Raw genomic sequence first — 18,960 nt, forward strand, 5'->3', positions numbered from 1 at the left:
ACTCAGGCAGCGAGAGGCCTTTCTGAAACTGGACGGCACTGCGCGACATGGGCTAACTGGTATATGCGTACCAGTCTATGCGACCAGTTCGCCCTGTGCGGAGTGAGCTGGGTAATCACGTCCAGAGTTGCGGCGGCACTGGTTCGGGAGGCGTGAGGGCCTGCACCTGGACAGCTACATGGCGGTGCGAGCGGTGGATGGCTTCGCGGTGAGCCTCGGGCGCGAGCCGGCCGCGCCCCGGCCCGAGCGGCTCTGGTTTGTAAACCTGGGCGCCTACCGCCCCGACTCCCTAGCGGAGCTGCACCACTTCGGCCTGGTGGTGGCTCGCTCGCCCCAGGCGGCCAAGGCGGCTGCTAAGCGCCAGTGGCTGCGCGGCGCCCTGCAGCAGCACAAGGATGATCTGGTGGCCGTAGACGACTGCCTGGCGATCGAGCAGCTGGAGCTGCTGGACGGCGAGCGCTGGCATGTGCAGCTGGAGCCCCACCCCGAGGGCCTGAGCCAGAGCCAGGTGCCGGATTGGTTTGGCTACCGGCTGATTTGAGTAAGCGGCAGGGGGCGCTGTTGTGTTGGCGTCAGGCTCCGGGATTCTGTACAAACTGTACGGATTTTGAGACGGTCCATTCCAGGATCGTTCCGCTTCTGGTCCTGGAGCTGATCTGCTCCAGCCCCCCCCAAGGATGATCAGAGTCTGATTTCGCTCCACATGCAGCCATGAACATCGACGGCAAGGCCTGGCGCACGATCTGGCTAGAGCCGGACGGCGGCTTGGGCTCCTACGCGATCGGTGTTATCGATCAGACCCTGCTGCCCCACCAATTCACGACGCGCACCCTGCGCAGCTGCGCTGAGGCGGCAGACGCGATCAGCACGATGGTGGTGCGCGGAGCGCCGCTGATCGGCGTGACAGGCGCCTATGGGCTGATGCTGGCCCTGCAGGCCGATCCGGGCGACACCTCCCTGGCGGCGGCCTTCGAGCAACTCAATGCCACCCGGCCCACGGCGATCAACCTGCGCTGGGCCCTGGAGCGGGTGCGGGCCAAGGTGCAGCCTCTGGCGCCGGCCGAGCGGGCCGAGGCGGCCAAGGCGGAGGCCGCGGCGATCGCCGATGAGGACGTGGCCATGTGCGAGGCCATCGGCAACCACGGGCTGGCGATCTTCCAGCAGCTGGTGGCGGCCCGGCCCGGCGCCAGGCTCAATGTGCTCACCCACTGCAACGCCGGCTGGCTGGCCACGGTGGACTGGGGTACGGCCCTCGCCCCCATTTACAAGGCCCACCGCGCCGGGCTTCCTATCCATGTGTGGGTGGATGAGACTCGCCCCCGCAACCAGGGTGCCTCGCTCACGGCCTATGAGCTGGCTAAGGAGGGCGTGCCCCACACCGTGATCGTGGATAACGCCGGTGGCCACCTGATGCAGCACGGCCAGGTGGATGCGGTGATCGTGGGTACTGATCGCACCACCCGCCGCGGCGATGTGTGCAACAAGATCGGCACCTATCTCAAGGCCCTGGCCGCCCACGACAACGGCGTGCCCTTTTATGTAGCCCTGCCCGCCTCCACGATCGACTGGACGATTGGCGATGGCGTGGCCGAAATCCCGATCGAGGCCCGCAGTGCCGAGGAGGTGACTCACATCCAGGGGCGCGGCGCCGATGGCGCGATCACGACCGTGCAGCTGACGCCAACGGGCAGCGCCGGCTTCAACCCGGCATTCGATGTCACGCCGGCGCGGCTGGTGACGGGCCTGATCACCGAGCGGGGCGTGGCAGCGGCCACCGAGGCTGGGTTGCAGGAGCTTTATCGCAATGACTGAGCAGGCGCAGCGCCAGCAGCTCGTGGAGGTGGCCCGGTGCCTAAACGCCAGCGGGCTCAATCAGGGCACCTCAGGCAACCTGTCGGTGCGTATTCCTGGTGGCCTGCTGATCACGCCCAGCTCCCTGCCCTTTGAGCAGATGCAGCCGCAGGATCTGGTGGCGATTGCTGCCAGCGGTCAGCCCCTCGCGCCAGTGGCTGGTGGGCGGCGGCCCTCCTCCGAGTGGCGGCTGCATGCCGATCTCCTCGTCAGCCGGCCCGAGATCCAGGCGGTGCTGCATTGCCACTCGATCCATGCCACGGCCCTGGCCTGCCATGGCCGCCCCATCCCCCCCTTTCATTACATGACCGCCGTGGCCGGCGGCGATGACATCCGCTGCGCCGGTTACGCCACCTTTGGCACCGCCGAGCTTTCGGCCCTTGCTGTGCAGGCCCTTGATGGACGGCTGGCCTGCCTGCTGGCCCAGCACGGCCAGGTCACACTCGGCACCAGCCTCGATCAGGCCCTGCGCATCGCCGTTGAGGTGGAAACACTGGCCCAGATGTATCTGCAGGCCCTGCAACTCGGCGAGCCACCGCTGCTCAGTGCCGCCCAGATGGCTGCGGTGCATGAGCAGTTCCGCTCCCTGCACTACGGCGCCGGCGCCTGATTGCGCGCCAGCCACAGCCCGGTGCCGCCAAACAGCAGCACCAGGGCAAAACAGAAGCCGGTCCAAAGCGGCAGCCCCCAGCCCGCCACCGCCAGGGGGGCCACCACCGTCACCACCCCTCCGGCTAGAAAGGGCTGCAACATCAGCTGCTTGATCGAAAAGGCTGGTAGGGCGTCGCTGCGGTCGTCTGGATCGGCCATGCGCAGCAGCAGCAGGCCGCTGGCCGCCACTCCCGTGGCCTGGCCAAACTCAATCACCGCCCGCTCAAACCAGTCGGCTGGCAGCAGCCGCGGTGCTAGGAGCAGGGTCACCGCCAGGTTCCACACCAGGCCGCCTAGGGCAAGCACCGTGAGCGGCAGCCAGTCGGCCTTGAGCAGGGCCAGATCCAGCCCGGCGGTGGCGGCGGTGATCAGCAAATCTGCTGAAAGGGTGCCCACCTGGCCTTGCACCGCTGAAGAGGCCCAATGGGCTTTGCCGCTGCGCTCCAGCGCTAAACGCACCAGCAGCGACCCCACGATCGCTAACGGAAACACCGGCAGCGCATCAACAACGCTGGCAACGCCATCCCCCAGCCCAGAGGTGAGCCAGCGCAATCCGGCCAGTAGCGCCACGCCCGTGAGCACGGCCATGCCCGCGAGGGCCAGGTTCACCGCCCAAGCCGCTGCCCTGGCCGCCACGCCACCTGAATCGCCGCTGGCCGTGGTGGTTGGCTTGCTGGCTGCGCTGCCAGGGGCATCGGCCAGCAGCCAGCCGCGGCTGCGGGCCAGCACCACCACCAGCCCCCCCACCAAAGTGGAGCTCAGCAGCCCCACCGTGGCCATCGCCAGGCCCAGGGCCTGGCCGCCGGGAAAGCCCAGGGCCGCATAGCTCGGCCCCATCGCCGCGGCGGAGCCATGGCCGCCCTCGTAGGACACCTCGATCAGGCAGGCCATCACTGGGCTCACCCCCAGCCAGGGCTGCAGCACCAGCAGCACCGCCAGTCCGCCCACCACGTATTGACCGAAGGCCAGCACCAGCGCCAGCGACACCTGCCCCGACACCGGCCGCCACAGCCCCTCCAGTTTGGGCAGGGGTTTGCCGAGCAGCAGCGAGCCAAACACCAGGGTGAGCAGCACCAGCGGCAGATCGGCCCATAGCTGCATCACCTGAGGAGGCAGCAGCGGCAGGGGGCCGCCCGGGGCCAGTAGCAGGCCCAGCAGTCCGGCCAGCAGGGCTTCGGGGATGCCCCAGAGTCGCAGCTGCAAGCGGGCACCAAGGGCTCGCCCCACCGCCAGGATCAGGCTGAGGCAGGCCAGGGCCAGGGCCAACCAGCCGAAGCTGGGCAGCAGGTCGCTCGCCAAGGTTGCGATCACAGGTTGAAGTGCCGGCGGAAGAAAGCCTCAGTGGCCTCCAGGACGCGGATCAAAGTGGCACCATCGCGGAAACCGTGGCCCTCCTGCGGGAAGCGGTGCACCTCCACCGGGATGGCGTTGGCTTCGAGCGCTGCTGCCATGCGGTCGGTCTGCTCCGGTGGCACCACCTTGTCATCGAGGCCCTGAAAAAAGATCACCGGGCAGCGGATTTGATCGGCGTGGGCCAGCGGTGAGCGGGCCTCGTAGGTGGCGCGCGCTTCCGGCCAGGGGCCGATCAGCCCATCGAGATAGCGGGCTTCAAAGCGATGGCTCTCAGACGCCAACGCGCTGGGGTCGGCTACGCCGTAGCGGCTCGCGCCGGCGCGAAATACGTCCGTAAAGCACAGGGCGGCCAGGGTGGTGAAGCCGCCGGCACTGCCGCCTTCGATGGCGATGCGGTCGGGATCGGCCCGGCCCGCCGCCACCAGGGCCTGGGCGGCTGCGGCGCAATCGTCCACATCCACCACGCCCCACTGGCCAGCGAGCCGCTGCCTATAGGCGCGGCCGAATCCGGTCGAGCCGCCGTAGTTCACATCCACCACCCCCCAGCCTCGGGTTGTCCAAAACTGAATGGCCAAGTTCAGGGCCGTGCGGGCCATGGCGGTGGGGCCGCTGTGGCTTTTCACCAGCAAGGGTGCCTCCCGATGGGCTCCCCCGGCTGGGGGGTAAAACCAGGCGTGGCTGCGGGCGCCGCCGTGGCCCTCAAACCACAGCTCCTGCGGCAGGCTGATCGCCTGCGGCGCCAGAGGGCAGGCGGCAGCAGGGCTGTGCCACCAGTTGCCGCTGGCCAGGTCCAGCTCGAGCAGGCCCGCTGGTTCGGTTGCTGAAGCGGCGATGCAGGCCAGCCGTCCCCGTTCGGCGCAAATACCAGCCAGATCATCAAAGGGGATGGCCAGGGGCTGCCACTGGCCGGCACCTCCGCTCTGGCTCGGCAGCTCCACGCGGCCCAGCTGCCAGCGCCCCTGCAGGCAGGCGGTGGCCAGCAGCTGCTCGCCATCCCAGGCCTGGGTGCCCATGCCGAAAACCCACTGGGGCATGCCGAATTCCGCCTGCATGGGCAGCAGCGGCTGCCAGGCAAGCGGCGCCTCTGCGCTCAGGGTTTCTGCGTCGAATCCCTCGGCGTTGTCGAGCTGTTCGAGGTTCCAGAAGCCGGAGCGATCGTTTGCCACCACCAGGTGGGGCCCGCACCAGAGCGGCTGGAACACCGAAATGTTCGGGTTTGGTTCCACCCCCGATCCTGCGACCAGGCGGCGGCCGCTGAGCTGGCCTGCCTCATCGAAGTGCCCCAGCCAGAGCTGGCTGCGCTCCCAGGGCATGAAGGGCTGCTGCCACTCCACCCAGGCCAGCCCTGCGCCGGAGGGGCTTAGGGCCGGGTAGCCGCAGAAGTCGGCTGGCACCACCAGCGGCTGGGGCTCGCCACTTTCCAGCCCAACAGCCACCAGCTGGTCGAGGCCAGCACCTTCATCACTGCCGCTTTCCCGTACGCCGATCCAGCGGTCGCGGCCGGCATCGATCACGCCGCCGCCGTAGGCACCTGGCGGGCTGAGCCGTCGCGGCTGGCAATCGCTGCTATCGAGCTCCAGCAGCCAGAGGCAGCGGTCACCGTCGTGGCTGAACACCGCTACGGGCCGGCCATCGCTCCGGAGGCCCAGGGCCGTACTGCCGCCACCGTATTCATGCACCCGGCTGCGCAGATTCCAGCTGCCAGGGGTTAGTTCCTCTGCTGGCTGGTCTGGCCCCAAGCGTCGCAGCAGGGTCGTGCGCCCCCCTTCATGGGGTCGCTGCTCCAGCCAATAGAGCACCCCGTTTAGTAGCCGTGGCTCCCGCAGGCTGGGGGTTTGGCCCACCACAACAGCGGCGGGAAGGGCTCCAGGGGGGTCAGCCACCGCATGCACCGAGGGATAACGACTTAAAGTGGATGTCGTTCGATCAAGTATCGCGTTGGCCCGCAGTTCAGCCGGCAGCTTTGCCCAGATGGCACGCTCCGCCGTTCAGGCCAGCCGCGGCGTTCAAGTGCCCAAGGATGCCCTTGAGGAGTCCCCCCTCACGATCCACACCCTTGGCGATGGGGTGCTGCGCACCCCTGCCAAGCGCATCAGCAAGGTTGATGAGAGTGTGCGAGATCTGGCCCGGGACATGCTGCGCAGCATGTATGCGGCCAAGGGCATTGGTTTGGCGGCACCCCAGGTGGGAGTGCATAAGCAGCTACTGGTAATTGATCTTGATCCCGAGAATGCCGCCGCGGCGCCGATGGTTCTGATCAACCCCGAGATCGCCTGCTTCGGTGCTGCAATCGAGACTTATGAGGAAGGCTGCCTCAGCATCCCTGGCGTTTACCTGAATGTGGTGCGCCCGGCCACGGTTGAGGTCAGCTATCGCGACGAGATGGGCCGCCCCCAACGGGTCAAGGCTGATGGCCTCCTGGCCCGCTGCATCCAGCACGAGATGGACCACTTAGAAGGTGTGCTTTTCGTTGACCGGGTCACCGATGAGCTCAGCCTCAATGAAGGCCTGCTGGAAAAGGGCTTTCAACGGGCAGATGTCCGTTCCATCCGCTGATCGTTCTTCTCCATGCCCATGAAACCCCTGGCCGGCTTGTTCCTGGCTCTTGCCTGCATACTTGGCATCGCCTCCACGGGCTCGGTGTTTGAGCTCGCCTACGGCGACCCCGACCTGGGACAGCAGACCACCCTCTGGATCCTGGGCCTGAGCCTGCCCGGCACGGTTGCGGCCCTGTTGGTGGCCATTCGGATCAACAAGCCGGCCTAGACCTTGCCGGATACCGTGCATACGATTAAGCACATGTCGCTTGCCAATGCCGTGATGAGATTGCCCCATCTGGGTGTCAATTACCTCCCCCTGGCAGCTGGAGCTTTCGCCGCTGGGGTGGCATTTGGTGCCACCCCAGCGGCGGCCAGCGCCCTGTTTCAAGCTGCGGATCTCAGCCAGGAGCGTTTTGTTCTGGTGGCAGCGCCCATCGGCGATGGCGTCCGCGCCCAACTCAACATCTATGAGCAGGTCAAGCCGACCCGGCCTTGTTTTGCCGTGGCCCCAGGCTCACCAGCTCCGGTGAGCCCCCTGCTTGCAACTTTTGATTTCAGCGGCATCTGCAGCCGCTTCATCGATGCCAACGGCTACTCGGTGCGAGTCGGCGGTGCAGATCTGGCCACGAGTTACCGCCTAACAGTTCTGCGTCAGAGCGGCGACAACGTGCTGCTGGCCGTGCCAACCAAGGCCGGGGCGGGCCCGGAAATGCTAGTTGCTCGCACTAAGGGCCAGGGCGCTGGCTTCCTCCAGTTGGTGTTTGAACCGGGCTGGCAGCTCAAGCGCCGGGCCTACGGCGGTCGCAATCTGGGCCACGTGTATCTCTACCGCGATACCTGGCCTGATGCTGCGATCCAGCCTGGGCTGCCGGTAGTTGCGCCCAGCCCCATTTCAGGCCTCTCTGGCACCAAGCGCTGAACCCGAAGTAGTGGGGAGTGGTCAGAGCGGAAAGGCAGTTGCTACATTGGCAAGCTCTGTGAGCAGCGCAGCGCTTCATGACCCAGGTCACCGTCGGCGAAAACGAAGGGATTGAATCGGCCCTGCGTCGCTTCAAGCGCCAGGTGTCTAAGGCGGGCATCTTCGCTGACCTAAAGCGTCTGCGTCACCACGAGACACCTGTTGAGAAGTACAAGCGCAAGGCCCAGCAGCGCCGCCGCCGCCGTTGATCGCTTTGATCTGGTCTCCCGCTTAGCGAGATACCCCTTGATCAAACGACCGGTAGGTAAGAGCTTCGGCAATTGCAGTTGCGCCAATGCTGGCTTGATCGTTTAGGTCGGCGATCGTTTGGGCAACCCGCAACAGCCTGGCGCCAGCCCGGGCACTTAGCTGCCGGTGCTGAATCGCAGCCTCCCACACTTCTAAGGCTTCGCTTTCCAGTTGAAGCACTTGCTGCAGCTGACCTCCGGCGATGCGGCTGTTGCAGCAGCCCCCGGGATTGCGGGCAGCCATGTGGGCCCGGGCCCGGCGGACTCTTGCTCGCACCTCAGCGCTTGATTCGTCGCTGGCCGGGCTGCCGCCCTGGTCCCTAAACGGCGCCGTTAGGGCGGCGCTGGATGGCCGTCTCATCACCACCTGCAAATCAATGCGATCCAGCAGGGGGCCCGACAACCGGCCCCAGTAGCGCCGCCGCTGGCCCTCCCCGCAGCTGCAGCTGCGCTCTGGGTCGCCAAACCAGCCACAGGGGCAGGGATTGGCCGCGGCCACCAGGGTGATGCGGCAGGGGAAGCGAGTTCGCTGGCGGGCGCGGTGAATCCAGACTTCGCCGTCTTCTAGGGGCTGGCGCAATTGGTCGAGCACGGACCGGCGAAATTCGGCCAGCTCATCGAGAAACAGCACTCCGTGGTGGGCCAGGGCCAGCTCTCCTGGTCTGGGTTGGCAACCTCCACCGATGAGCCCCGGCCCGGAGCAGCTGTGGTGGGGGCTCCGAAACGGGCGCGTTTGCAGCAAGCCCTGGCTGCTGTCCAGCAGTCCCGCCACCGAGTGGACGGCGGTGAGCTCAAGGGCCTCCGCTGGATCGAGCGGGGGCAGCAGCCCCGCCAGTCGCTGGGCCAGCATTGTTTTGCCGCTGCCGGGTGGGCCGCAGAGCAGCAGGTGGTGGCCTCCGGCTGCGGCGATCTCCAGGGCCCTGCGGCCGTGGGGCTGCCCTTGGACGTCGGCAAGATCTTCAGCTGCGGGCTTGGCGGTTATCGGCGCGTTGGCTTGTTTAAGGGCGGGGGCAGGGGCGGTGGCGGTGGCAGGGGCGGCCGGACGGGCCCGCGGATGCTGCAGTCGCCATAAGGCCTGGCCGAGATCGGCGGCGCCCCACACCCGCAGCCCCTCCACCAATGCGGCCTCCCAGGCATTGGCCTGGGGCACCACCAGCGCCCGGGCGCCATGGTTACGGGCTGCAATTGCAATCGCCAGCACCCCCCGGATCGGCCGCAAGCTGCCGTCCAGCCCCAGCTCGCCGGCGCTCCAAACCTCGTTGTTGCTGGCGGCATCCAGCTGGCCACTGGCCAGTAGCAGGCCCAGGGCGATCGGCAGGTCAAAAGCCGGCCCCTCCTTGCGCAGGTCGGCGGGGGCCAGATTCACCACCACCCGCGTCAGCGGCACCTTCAGGCTGCTGTGGCGTATAGCCGAGCGCACCCGCTCCCGGGCTTCTTGCACAGCCGCATCGGCCAGGCCCACCAGCTGCAGGCCCGGCAAGCCGGGAGCCAGATCCACCTCCACCAGCACTGGCCTGGCCTCCAGGCCCTGCAGCGCCGCCGTCTTGCACCGTGCCAACATCAAGCCATGGGCCACTACATCGTTAGTGCCACCCCTGTCCCACCCCTGTTGCTTTTGTGAGCCAAGACACGATCTTTGGGCGCATCCTCCGCGGCGAGATCCCCTGCGATCAGGTGTATGCCGATGAGCATTGCCTGGCTTTCCGCGACGTAACGCCCCAGGCTCCAGTCCATGTGTTGGTGATTCCCCGGGAGCCCATCCCCCAGCTTTCCGAGGCCCAAGCCGAGCACCAGAACCTGCTGGGTCACCTCCTAATGGTGGCCGCCAAGGTGGCCAAGCAGGAGGGGCTCCAAGACTTCCGCACCGTGATCAACAGCGGCGCGGATGCGGGCCAGACCGTGTTTCACCTGCATGTGCATGTGATTGGTGGGCGTCCGCTGGCCTGGCCCCCGGGCTGACCGCGGGCCCGCGACAATGACCTGATCCGACCTGCCCCATGAACCCCCTCAAGGCTCTTCGCGGTCAACTGGCGAAGTTGCAACGCCTGGCCCAACCCTATTTCCTGCCAGTAGACGACACCAAGAGCTGGCAGTTTCTCCTGCTGGTGGTGGCATTGCTTGCGGTGGTCGTAGGTAGCACCTTGTTGCTGCTCACTGGGGTTTTGGCCCTGACCGGTGCCGTGATTCCCGAATTGCGCAGTCGTTTCCTGCCCGGGGTGCCCGAGCAGGTGGCAGCAATTTGGAGCAGCCCGATCGGGCCGCTGGTGATGGTGCTGCTGGCCGGAGGGCTGGGCTGTTTTGTGGCTTTCCGAGGCAAGTTGCGTCACGGGCGCTGGTTGCCCTGGCTGTTGATGGCGGTGATCACCTTGCTGATCCTGGTTATCAATGGCATCAATGTGGGGATTAGCTATGTAGCTCGCAATATTGAAAATGCTCTGGTTGGCTACAAGGCTGAGGAGTTTTGGAAGATCGTTGCTATTTATGCTTTTTGCTTGATTATAGCCCTGCCGATCAGGGCTATTCAGAGTTATTTAATACCCAAGCTTGGCATTCTGTGGCGCGAGTGGCTGAGCGGCCGCCTGTTGAGCCGATATCTTTCAAATCGGGCTTATTACGTTCTCAATCCGAATGATGAGTCAATCGAGGAGATTGACAACCCCGATCAGCGCATTTCGCAAGATACGGCCAGCTTTACCGGTACTAGTCTTAGTGTCACGGTTGAGATAATATCTGCCCTGCTTACTTTCGTCAGTTTTATAATTGTATTGTGGACTATTAGCGACAAGCTGGCCTTGGTGCTTCTTGCTTATTCTGTTGGTGGCACTGCTCTAATTGTATTTGCCAGCCGGAAGCTGGTGAACTTGAACTATCAGCAGCTCAAGTTGGAGGCTGATTTTCGCTATGGGCTGGTTCATATTCGCGATAACGCTGAATCCATTGCTTTCTATCGGGGCGAGCAACAGGAGGGTCGTGAGGCAGGCAGGAGGCTTGAAGAGGCGATTAGAAATTATGATCGCCTGATCATCTGGGAGGCGCTCATTAGTGTCATTCAGCGATCCTATGATTATTTTTCTCGCTTCCTGCCTTGGCTGGTGATCGCACCGATCTATTTTGCCAAGGAGGTCGATTTCGGTGTCTTCGGCCAGGCCGGCTTCGCCTTCTCGATGGTGTTCTCTTCGGTCAGCTACATCGTGAACAACGTTGATCGTCTTGCGGCCTTCTCTGCTTCGATCAGCCGTCTTGAGGGTTTTCAGGGCAAGGTTGATTCAATCGGCATTGAAGCTGCAGCGCTTGAAGCCCAGTTGGCAGCCACGAGCACCGGTAGCAGTGGAAATTCGATCCTGATTAGCCATGTTGATTTGGTGCCGCCCCGCACCAATCGCACCTTGATCCGCGACCTCAGTGTTGAGGTGAATCTTCATCAGCGCTTGCTGGTTGTGGGCCCGTCGGGCTGCGGCAAAACCTCTTTCCTGCGCATGGTCAGTGGTCTGTGGCCCCCGGCTGCTGGTCGGGTGGAGCGGCCCAGCGAGGGAGATCTGCTGTTCATTCCCCAAAAGCCCTACATGCTGCTTGGCAGCCTGCGCGAGCAGCTTTGCTACCCGCTGCAACCAGATCGCTTTAGTGACGAACAGCTGCGTCATGTTTTGGAGCAGGTTCGGCTGCCCGAGCTTGTTGGGCGCTACCCCGATCTCGACATCATTCAGGATTGGCCTCGCCTGCTTTCTTTAGGTGAACAGCAGCGACTGGCCTTTGCCCGCCTGCTGCTCAATTCACCGAGTTTTGTTGTCCTAGATGAGGCCACCAGCGCCCTTGATGTGGCAACGGAGCGTCACCTGTATTCCTTGCTAGCTGAGCGGGAGATGGCCTTTGTGAGCGTCGGTCATAGGCCCACCCTCACCGCCTTCCATGACACCGTGCTGGAGCTCGATGGCAGCGGCAACTGGCGGCTGCTACCCGCGGCCGGCTATGACGTGGGCCGCCACGCCTGATCCCCTACCTGACCCCATGCCTGAACCAAGCCCGGACCAGACCCTAGAAATCAGCCCTGCAACCAGTGCCGCAACTAGTGCAACAACTGACGAAGTGCCTGCCTTTGGTTGGAGCGGCTACGCCGAGAGGGTGAATGGTCGCTTTGCCATGGTGGGCTTCTTTGCCGTGTTGCTGATTGAAGCCCTGAGCGGCGAGACGTTTCTGCGCTGGTCTGGCCTGGTGCCCTGAGCGCCTGGTGCCCTATGGAATTTGCACCAGATCCACCTGCCAGATCCCGCCCCTGCTCACCTGAACAGCTAGCTGGCGACCATCGGCCTGCAGCTGCACCTGGCGGGCAACGCCGCTGGGGACCATTGGTATGGGTTGCAGGCTCTGCACGGAGCGCCTGTAGAGCACCAACTCGGTGCGTCCCTCCAGCTGTCGCACCAGGGCAATTCGCTCTCCTGCTGCGTCGACGCTGACGCTCACCGGTTGGGCATCGGCCCGGTTCAGGCCCGGCAGCTCTATGGGCTGCTGGCGCTCCAGATCCAGCAGCAGCACTTGTTCGCGGCCGCCCCTGCCGCTGATTAGGGCCAGCCAGCGCCCTGAAAGGGCTGGATCCCGGTTGGCACCTATGGCTTCCAGCCGGGAGTTGAGCGGCACTACGGGCTGCGGCATGGGGGCAAGGCAGCCTCCCAGCAGCAGGCCGGTTGCTGCTGCAATGGCTCTTTTTGCTAGTGAGCTCCTCATGGCGAGGGCTGCGTTCCGCCCCCCTGAACGGCAAGGCCGCCGGGCAGGTCTGGCTCAAGCAGGCTGCGCAGATCAAACAGCTGCACGCGCCACTGGCCAGCCTGGGCTACCTGCACCGCCAGCTGGCGTGCCTCCGGGGACAGGCTGAGGCGCACTGCAGTGCGGTCCGCCGGTAGGGGAAACCGGTGCAGGTTGCCGTTGGCTCGGTCTTCGATCAGGGCCAGTCTTTGGTTTCCCTGTTGCACCAGGGCCGCCACGTAGCGACCGTTCCAGCTGAGGGAGGGGGAGCTGTGGGGCTGGCGGTTTTGGAAATGGCGCAGGGGCAGTATTCGGCCGCTGGGCTGCTCCTGCAAAAGCAGGGTGGCCCGGCCACCTCGATCAATCACTGAGGCAAGAAATCGCCCCTGGCCGCTGAGGGCGGGTTCTTGGCGGCTGTTGCCGTTGAACACCCCAACCGGGCCAGCACTGCGACGGGCCAGCCACGCTCCACCTGAACAGCCGCTGACAAGCAAGCTCAGGGTTATCAGCAGCAGGGCAGACACCCCTAGGGGACCAAATCTGTTGACGGCGAAAAGCTTCAGTCGTCGAAGCGGGAGCTGTTGTCCCGGGGGCTAACGCTTCGGGGGCTGGGCTCGGGGCGACTGGAGGGTTTCACTGGGGTGAAGTCCGCATCACTGATATCGCTTGCCGCTGGGCGATTGCTTCTGCCGCTGGCAGGGGTTGCTGGGCTGATCGGTGAGCCTTGGGGTACTCCCGCTGGTTGGGAAGCCCTAGGAGCTTCTGAGGCCGAAGCAGGGGCCGTTGGCGCGGGCCTGCGGCTGGAGCGAGGCATGGCCTCACTAGCGGCTGTTGGCCGGCTGCCCCGTCGTGGCTCTACTGCGCCATCTCGATCACGCCTGCGGGCACCGAAATCGATACTGGGCCGGCTAGAGCTTTGGGGTGCCCAATCCTCTTGGGGTGGGCGGCGGCTGGCGGCCCTTTCAGGGATGGCGGCCCTACTACTGGGACGGGGTGCCCGGTAAAAATCTTCCTCATCTGGCGCATCGGCTTCGCCGCGGGAGGGGATGCGGCGCCTAAGCGGCTCCGGCTCATCAAAGCGATCTGTAGAGGCCTCCCCCCAGGCGCGGCCGCCCATTCTGGGCCTGTAGGGGCCTGGTTCGGGCATTGGTTCTTCGTCGTCGAAGTAGGACGACCGGCGAGCCTGCTCCGTGGTTACCCCTCGCAGGCGCACACTTTCGTAGGCGAAAAAGACCGTGGTGCCGGCGAGCAGAAACTGACCAAATTGCAGGATTGGATCGAGGCGCCAACCCTGAAAAAACAGGATGCCGCCGCAGAGCAGGCCAATCGCAGCGAAAAAGACGTCGTAATCCCGGGCGAGTGCGGGCTTGAAGCTCCGCATGAAATAAAGCAGTGCACCGCCCACCGCAAGCACTATGCCCACGATGCTGGCCCAATTCAGGCTGGCATTAACCACGGTTTTTCACCCGACAGTCCGTCTCATCAGTGTAGGCAGTTGAGCCCGAGCAGCTAGAGACCTGGAGTTATTCAGGTGCAGGAGCTCAAAGGCGACGATCAAGCTGATCGTTTTGGCTGATCAGCACCAGACCGATTGTGATGGGAACCACCACGATCACGGCGCCGGCAAGCAGGCTGGTCAGGAAATTGGCCAGGGATGGCGTCATGGCAGGAACAGCTCTATGGCTTGATTCGTGGCGCGATCCTAGGCAGTGGTGGCGGCTTCCTACGCTGGGAGCTCAGCTACTTAGATCTTTGTGACGGCAGCCACCTCCCTACCCCAGTCCTGGCTGCCGTTGTTGTCCGGCTTGCACTTGGCCCTGGCCTTGGGCCTGGCGCTTTGGACCTTGCTTTTTCTGTTTCGCATCGTGCTCACCTGGTATCCCCAAATTGATCTGAGCCGCGGAGCGATGCGCCTGGTCGGAGCCCCTACCGAGCCCTTGCTTGCCCTCACCCGTCGGCTGATCAAACCGATCGGTGGCGTTGATGTGACGCCGGTGGTGTGGGTGGGCCTGCTCAGCCTGGTGCGAGAAATTTTGGTGGGGCAACAGGGGCTTGTCAGTCAGGTGTTGTTTAGGGCCCAGAGCGTCGGGATCGGCTGAACTCAGATCCGGCTTAGGTGCCCTTCTGCGGAAGCATGTCCTGTTCGACAAATTTGGTGTGTACGTCGCCAGCCTGGAATTCAGGGCGTTCCAGCAATTGCAAGTGAAAGTCGATGGTGGTGGGAATGCCGGTCACCGCGCATTCCGATAGGGCCCGGCGCAGCCGCCTGAGGGCGTGGGGGCGATCGGTGCCCCAGACGATCACCTTGCCGATCAAGGAGTCGTAGAAGGGCGGTATCTCATAGCCGGTGTACACGTGGCTATCGACCCGCACACCTGGGCCGCCAGGAGGTAGCCAGCCGGTGATTTTGCCGGGGGCGGGCCGGAAGTTTTGGCGGGGGTCTTCGGCGTTAATGCGCGCCTCGATGGCGTGCCCGCAGAGCTTGATCTGGTCTTGGGTGACCGAGATCGGCTCCCCACCGGCAATACGCAACTGTTCGGCGATCAGATCTACCCCTGTGACCATCTCGGTGACCGGATGTTCCACCTGGATCCGGGTATTCATTTCCATGAAATAAAACGCCCCGCTGCGGTCCACCAGGAATTCCACGGTGCCGGCGCCCTCGTAGCCAATGGTGCGGGCGGCGGCCACGGCCGCATCGCCCATCTGGCGGCGCAGGTCGGCGTTGATGGCCACGCTGGGGGCCTCTTCCAGCAGCTTTTGGTGGCGGCGCTGGATCGAGCAGTCACGTTCGCCCAGGTGAATCACGTTGCCGTGGCGATCGGCCAGCACCTGCACTTCCACGTGCCGGGGCCGGTCGATGAATTTCTCCATGTACAGGCCGGGGTTGCCGAAGGCAGCCTCCGCTTCTCCTTGGGCCGCTTTGAACAGGCTCTCGAGTTGATCGGGCCCAGGCACCAGGCGCATGCCGCGGCCGCCTCCACCAGCGGTGGCTTTGATCATCACCGGGTAGCCCATCGATTCGGCCAAGCGCGCAGCCGCCTCTGGGCTGGCCAGCAAGCCGGCACTACCGGGGATGGTGGGCACCCCCACCCGCTCCATGGTGGCCTTAGCGGTCGACTTATCTCCCATCGAGCGGATGGCCTCGGGGGAGGGACCCACAAAGGTGATGCCGTGGTCGGCGCAGATCTCGGCGAAGCGGTCGTTTTCGGCCAGGAAGCCGTAGCCGGGGTGAATTGCGTCAGCACCCCGGGAGGTGGCCGCCGCCAAAATGTTGGGGATGTGGAGGTAGCTCTTGCTGCTGGGCGCCTCTCCAACGCATACGGCTTCGTCGGCGAGCTGCACGTGCAGGGCGTTTTTATCCACCGTGCTGTAGACGGCGACGGTGGGAATGCCGAGCTCCCGGCAGGTGCGCAGGATGCGTAGGGCTATCTCGCCACGGTTGGCGATCAGCAGCTTGCCGATGGGCATCCGCGGCGTCTCAGCTGATATTGGCTGAGGCGGACTGTATCAGTGCTGCCTGGACAGCTCCCCCATAGGGTTCTGGCGCCGGCGATGGGTATATTGCTCGCACCGGAGCGCCCAGCGATCCGAACCACATGCGGATGTGGTGGAATTGGTAGACACGCACGTTTGAGGGGCGTGTGGCTTCGGCCTTACGAGTTCAAGTCTCGTCATCCGCATTTCTTAATTCGAGCCATCCAGGCCTTGCCCGAATCGATCCGGCCCTCGGCAGCGATCGTGCTTGTAAGCAACGGCCCAGGAGAGCTGTCTACCTGGGTTAGGCCCCTCGCCCAGCGCCTGCATCGCCAGATGCCGCTGCGGCCTGATGTTCCTGGGGCAGTCTGCAGTCTCAATTTGTTGCTTGTGCCCTGTCCAAACGGCACGGGAAAGGAGCATCGAGCCGCCGCCGCTTGGGGCCTGTTTGAGCGCATAGTGCCGGCTCGTCAATTTTGGTCCCTGCTACTGCGCCCCAAGCGGTTTGGTCCCTGGCCACGCCAGGGACTGGTGGTGTTTTTAGGGGGTGATCAGTTTTGGACTGTGCTGCTCTCGGCACGGCTGGGTTACCGCCATCTCACCTATGCGGAATGGGTGGCCCGCTGGCCCCGCTGGAACGACCGCATCGCTGCCATGGGACCCCTGGCTGCTCACCAGTTGGCACCGCGTTGGGCATCCCGCTGCACGGTGGTAGGTGACCTGATGGCAGACCTCTCGGAGTCGGCCCGCAGCGAGGCGCCCTTGCCGGCAGGGGAGTGGTTGGCGCTGCTGCCGGGCTCGAAGCGGGCCAAGTTGCGTGTGGGCATGCCGTTTTTGCTGGAGACGGCCGATCGGCTGGCGGCCCTTCGTCCTGGCTGTCGCTTTCTGTTGCCCCTGGCTCCCACCACTGCGGTGGAGGAGCTGCTGAATCAGGCTGGCCCTGCCAATCCGATCGCCCGTACCTACCGGTCGGGTCAGCCCCGCCTGCTGGCTCCGGATCTACTTGAGACGCCAGCTGGCACCAGGATTCGGCTGGTTCGGGAGAATCCGGCTTACGGCAGCTTGAGCCAGTGTTCCCTGGCCCTCACCACCGTGGGCGCCAACACCGCCGAACTGGCTGCTTTGGGGGTGCCGATGCTGGTGCTGGTGCCAACCCAGCACTTGCACGTCATGCAGGCCTGGGATGGACTGGCCGGAATGCTGGGGCGGTTGCCCCTGCTGCGCTGGCTGTTTGGGGTGCTGATTACGGCCTGGCGCCTGCGCCACCGGGGCTTTCTGGCCTCTCCCAATATTGCCGCTGGCCGCTTGGTGGTGCCTGAGCGGGTTGGGGCGATCACCCCTGAGGCCATCGCCGCCGAAGCCGCCGACTGGCTGGCGGCACCGGAGCGACTGGAGCAGATGCGCGCCGATCTGCGCAGCTTGCGGGGCCAGCCGGGGGCAGTGGCCAGCCTGGCGGCTCTGGTGCAGGAGCTGCTGCCCCCAGAGCTGAGTGCCCTTGAGCTGAATATCCCCGACTGAGCTGCCTAGGCTTGCGACTCATTTTCGCTGAGTTCGATGGCCGACGCTGCTAGTTCTTCCGACCCTTCAGCCTGCGGCCTCGACAGTGGCTTGGCCCGCGGGGCCAGCGAGGAGCAGTGGCGCCAGCAGCTGACGCCTGAGCAGTTCCGGGTTGCCCGCCAGGGCGGCACCGAGCGTGCCTTCAGCGGCGCCTACTGGAACCAGAAGGGCAATGGCAGCTACCACTGCATCTGCTGTGATGCCGAGCTTTACAGCAGCGCCACCAAGTTTGATTCCGGTACCGGCTGGCCCAGCTTCTGGGATGGGGTGAGCGCTGCTGCCATCAGCACCCACACCGATAAGGCCCACGGCATGGTGCGCACCGAAATTCGCTGCGCTAATTGCGACGCCCACCTTGGCCACGTCTTCAACGACGGCCCGGCCCCAACCGGTCAGCGCCACTGCGTCAATTCGGCGTCCCTGGCTTTCAAGGCGAGCTGAGAGGGCTATTGAGCCTCGATCCTGGACTATTTCACCAGGGATCTTCTAGGTCGTTGCTGGCCAGGTCTTCAGCCTCCACATCCAGGGGTTCGCGGTAAGGGGTGGGGGCTGGCCGCCTCTCTAGGGGGCGAGTTTCTCGTGGTCGAGCATCAAGTGGTCGAGCATCAAGAGATCGAGCCTCGAGGGGGCGAACCTGCCTTGGCAGGGGTTCGGCCTGCAGAGGGCGGCGACTGGGTTCAGCTGGACGCTCTTCGTAACGTGATTCCTCGTAGCGGCTCTCCTCCTCGTCATCGAGGTAGCGGCGCTGGCGCAGGGGTTCCCGTTGGCGCTGCTCATTGAGTTCGACGTAATCGAACTCCTCATCGGGCTCGAAGGTCTGGCTGGTGGCCGGCTGGATGCGGCGCTGTTCCTGCACTGCCGGCTGGCCTGCAGCCAGTTGGTTTTCCACGGGCACCATGCCGGTGCGGTAGCGATCCCTCTCCTCCTGCTCCCAGCTCGGCCCACCAATACCAAGCTTCTCGAGCAGCCCGGAGCCCAACTGCTTGAGCTTGTCTTCGGCGCCCTCGTAAACAATGATTCGATCCGGCCCGCTGCTGACGATTTCCTCAACCGTGAGCTCCCAGGTGCTCAGCACGCCTTCACCCAGCAGGGGCACTCCCAGGGCGCCGATCACCAGGGTGGCAAGCTCGCCGGTTTCGATGTCGAAGCTGAAGCCCAGCACCCGGCCCAGCTGGTCGCCCGCTTCGGTGATCACCTGGCAGTTGATCACCTTGCCGTAACGGTCAGGGTTAAAGCCCTCCGCCAGCGAATCGGCGGAATCAACCAGGATCACATCGCCCACCTGGCGGATCCGGTCGAGGGGCATCCAGCGCGGCAGGCCTGGCAGGAAGCGGGTCAGAGGGTTGTCGCGCAGGCCCAGCGCCACCACTTCGCGCCGGTCGATATCCACCACCACCTCGCCCACCACGCCCAGCCGGCGGCCGGTGTCGCGGGTGATCACCTGGGTGCCCATCAGCTCGGAGCGCAACCAGAGGCGATCACTTGGGGCGGCAGCCGTTGCCCCGGGATCGGAGGAAGGGGGGATGGAGGAGGTCAATGAAAGGGTCGTACCCGTGGCCCAGTCGGCCCATTGTGGCTCACCTGCTCC

22 protein-coding genes and 1 tRNA gene are annotated in these 18,960 nt (G+C 64.8%); 14 read left to right on the forward strand and 9 right to left on the reverse strand.

Translation table 11 applies throughout. The annotated features are described in order from the left end of the window. The first annotated feature begins 127 nt into the window (after positions 1-127). The 3 genes from KBY83_RS13080 to KBY83_RS13090 all read left to right on the forward strand — a co-directional run bounded on the left by KBY83_RS13080 (position 128) and on the right by KBY83_RS13090 (position 2,461). Positions 128-541 carry a DUF1543 domain-containing protein gene (locus tag KBY83_RS13080; RefSeq protein WP_315858982.1) on the forward strand — a complete coding sequence of 138 codons (414 nt, stop codon included), beginning with the start codon at positions 128-130 and terminating at the stop codon, positions 539-541. Between the two features lie 170 nt (positions 542-711). Then, positions 712-1,812, forward strand: coding sequence for an S-methyl-5-thioribose-1-phosphate isomerase (mtnA, locus tag KBY83_RS13085; RefSeq protein ID WP_255019962.1), 1,101 nt, complete (start codon positions 712-714; stop codon positions 1,810-1,812). After that, positions 1,805-2,461 carry a class II aldolase/adducin family protein gene (locus KBY83_RS13090; RefSeq protein ID WP_255019963.1) on the forward strand — a complete coding sequence of 219 codons (657 nt, stop codon included), beginning with the start codon at positions 1,805-1,807 and terminating at the stop codon, positions 2,459-2,461. Before mtnA ends, KBY83_RS13090 begins: the two co-directional genes overlap by 8 nt. Here KBY83_RS13090 and KBY83_RS13095 read toward each other — a convergent pair. Beyond that, entirely contained in the window at positions 2,443-3,801 is a 1,359-nt protein-coding gene (locus KBY83_RS13095) for a sodium/glutamate symporter (protein WP_255019964.1), read from the reverse strand. The genes KBY83_RS13090 and KBY83_RS13095 overlap by 19 nt on opposite strands. Positions 3,802-3,809: 8 nt before the next feature. Then, positions 3,810-5,738, reverse strand: a complete 1,929-nt coding sequence (locus tag KBY83_RS13100; protein ID WP_255019966.1) for a prolyl oligopeptidase family serine peptidase — start codon at positions 5,736-5,738, stop codon at positions 3,810-3,812. Positions 5,739-5,826: 88 nt separating this feature from the next. On the opposite strand from KBY83_RS13100, the gene def reads away from it, so the two are divergent. The 4 genes from def (at position 5,827) to rpsU (ending at position 7,562) form a co-directional block, all read left to right on the forward strand. Further along, positions 5,827-6,411 (forward strand): peptide deformylase, encoded by a 585-nt coding sequence (gene def, locus KBY83_RS13105; RefSeq protein WP_106632630.1) that lies wholly within the window; start codon positions 5,827-5,829, stop codon positions 6,409-6,411. Positions 6,412-6,423: 12 nt separating this feature from the next. Beyond that, positions 6,424-6,621 (forward strand): hypothetical protein, encoded by a 198-nt coding sequence (locus KBY83_RS13110; RefSeq protein WP_254941524.1) that lies wholly within the window; start codon positions 6,424-6,426, stop codon positions 6,619-6,621. 54 nt (positions 6,622-6,675) lie between these two features. After that, positions 6,676-7,314: a DUF3747 domain-containing protein gene (locus KBY83_RS13115; protein ID WP_255019968.1), complete on the forward strand. Its 639-nt coding sequence runs from the start codon at positions 6,676-6,678 to the stop codon at positions 7,312-7,314. 77 nt (positions 7,315-7,391) lie between these two features. Then, positions 7,392-7,562: a 30S ribosomal protein S21 gene (rpsU, locus tag KBY83_RS13120; RefSeq protein WP_010304532.1), complete on the forward strand. Its 171-nt coding sequence runs from the start codon at positions 7,392-7,394 to the stop codon at positions 7,560-7,562. 22 nt (positions 7,563-7,584) lie between these two features. Here rpsU and KBY83_RS13125 read toward each other — a convergent pair whose 3' ends face one another. After that, positions 7,585-9,162: a YifB family Mg chelatase-like AAA ATPase gene (locus KBY83_RS13125; protein ID WP_255019969.1), complete on the reverse strand. Its 1,578-nt coding sequence runs from the start codon at positions 9,160-9,162 to the stop codon at positions 7,585-7,587. Between the two features lie 56 nt (positions 9,163-9,218). Between KBY83_RS13125 and KBY83_RS13130 the strand changes: the two genes are divergently transcribed. The 3 genes from KBY83_RS13130 to KBY83_RS13140 are packed head-to-tail and all read left to right on the forward strand — an operon-like array spanning position 9,219 to position 11,819. Beyond that, on the forward strand, positions 9,219-9,560 hold the full coding sequence (locus KBY83_RS13130) for a histidine triad nucleotide-binding protein (protein ID WP_255019970.1): 342 nt from the start codon (positions 9,219-9,221) through the stop codon (positions 9,558-9,560). A 38-nt stretch (positions 9,561-9,598) separates the two neighbouring features. Further along, positions 9,599-11,590, forward strand: coding sequence for an ABC transporter ATP-binding protein/permease (locus KBY83_RS13135; RefSeq protein WP_255019971.1), 1,992 nt, complete (start codon positions 9,599-9,601; stop codon positions 11,588-11,590). Positions 11,591-11,606: 16 nt separating this feature from the next. Further along, on the forward strand, positions 11,607-11,819 hold the full coding sequence (locus KBY83_RS13140; protein ID WP_255019973.1) for a chlorophyll a/b-binding protein: 213 nt from the start codon (positions 11,607-11,609) through the stop codon (positions 11,817-11,819). Between the two features lie 12 nt (positions 11,820-11,831). On the opposite strand, the gene KBY83_RS13145 is transcribed toward KBY83_RS13140, so the two are convergent. The 4 genes from KBY83_RS13145 to psbX all read right to left on the reverse strand — a co-directional run bounded on the left by KBY83_RS13145 (position 11,832) and on the right by psbX (position 14,002). Continuing rightward, positions 11,832-12,248: a hypothetical protein gene (locus KBY83_RS13145; protein ID WP_255019975.1), complete on the reverse strand. Its 417-nt coding sequence runs from the start codon at positions 12,246-12,248 to the stop codon at positions 11,832-11,834. Positions 12,249-12,316: 68 nt separating this feature from the next. After that, positions 12,317-12,862 carry a Tol biopolymer transporter periplasmic protein gene (locus tag KBY83_RS13150; RefSeq protein ID WP_255019976.1) on the reverse strand — a complete coding sequence of 182 codons (546 nt, stop codon included), beginning with the start codon at positions 12,860-12,862 and terminating at the stop codon, positions 12,317-12,319. A 35-nt stretch (positions 12,863-12,897) separates the two neighbouring features. Further along, a complete protein-coding gene (locus KBY83_RS13155) occupies positions 12,898-13,794 on the reverse strand; it encodes a Ycf66 family protein (protein WP_255019978.1) in 897 nt (298 codons plus the stop codon). Between the two features lie 85 nt (positions 13,795-13,879). Next, a complete protein-coding gene (gene psbX, locus KBY83_RS13160; protein WP_106632598.1) occupies positions 13,880-14,002 on the reverse strand; it encodes a photosystem II reaction center X protein in 123 nt (40 codons plus the stop codon). 90 nt (positions 14,003-14,092) lie between these two features. Here psbX and KBY83_RS13165 point away from each other — a divergent pair, with 90 nt between their 5' ends. Next, positions 14,093-14,437, forward strand: coding sequence for a YggT family protein (locus KBY83_RS13165; RefSeq protein WP_106632599.1), 345 nt, complete (start codon positions 14,093-14,095; stop codon positions 14,435-14,437). Positions 14,438-14,450: 13 nt separating this feature from the next. On the opposite strand, the gene accC is transcribed toward KBY83_RS13165, so the two are convergent. Then, positions 14,451-15,809 (reverse strand): acetyl-CoA carboxylase biotin carboxylase subunit, encoded by a 1,359-nt coding sequence (accC, locus tag KBY83_RS13170; protein ID WP_255019979.1) that lies wholly within the window; start codon positions 15,807-15,809, stop codon positions 14,451-14,453. Between the two features lie 130 nt (positions 15,810-15,939). On the opposite strand from accC, the gene KBY83_RS13175 reads away from it, so the two are divergent. The 3 genes from KBY83_RS13175 to msrB all read left to right on the forward strand — a co-directional run bounded on the left by KBY83_RS13175 (position 15,940) and on the right by msrB (position 17,813). After that, a tRNA-Leu gene (locus KBY83_RS13175) sits at positions 15,940-16,021 on the forward strand. A 16-nt stretch (positions 16,022-16,037) separates the two neighbouring features. Next, on the forward strand, positions 16,038-17,333 hold the full coding sequence (locus KBY83_RS13180; protein ID WP_255019992.1) for a glycosyl transferase: 1,296 nt from the start codon (positions 16,038-16,040) through the stop codon (positions 17,331-17,333). A 36-nt stretch (positions 17,334-17,369) separates the two neighbouring features. Then, on the forward strand, positions 17,370-17,813 hold the full coding sequence (gene msrB, locus KBY83_RS13185; protein WP_106632602.1) for a peptide-methionine (R)-S-oxide reductase MsrB: 444 nt from the start codon (positions 17,370-17,372) through the stop codon (positions 17,811-17,813). Between the two features lie 31 nt (positions 17,814-17,844). Here msrB and KBY83_RS13190 read toward each other — a convergent pair whose 3' ends face one another. Then, positions 17,845-18,909, reverse strand: a complete 1,065-nt coding sequence (locus tag KBY83_RS13190; RefSeq protein WP_255019980.1) for a PRC-barrel domain-containing protein — start codon at positions 18,907-18,909, stop codon at positions 17,845-17,847. Positions 18,910-18,960: the final 51 nt, after the last annotated feature.

Source organism: Cyanobium sp. WKJ7-Wakatipu (assembly GCF_024345355.1).
GTDB classification, from domain to species: Bacteria; Cyanobacteriota; Cyanobacteriia; order PCC-6307; family Cyanobiaceae; genus Cyanobium_A; species Cyanobium_A usitatum.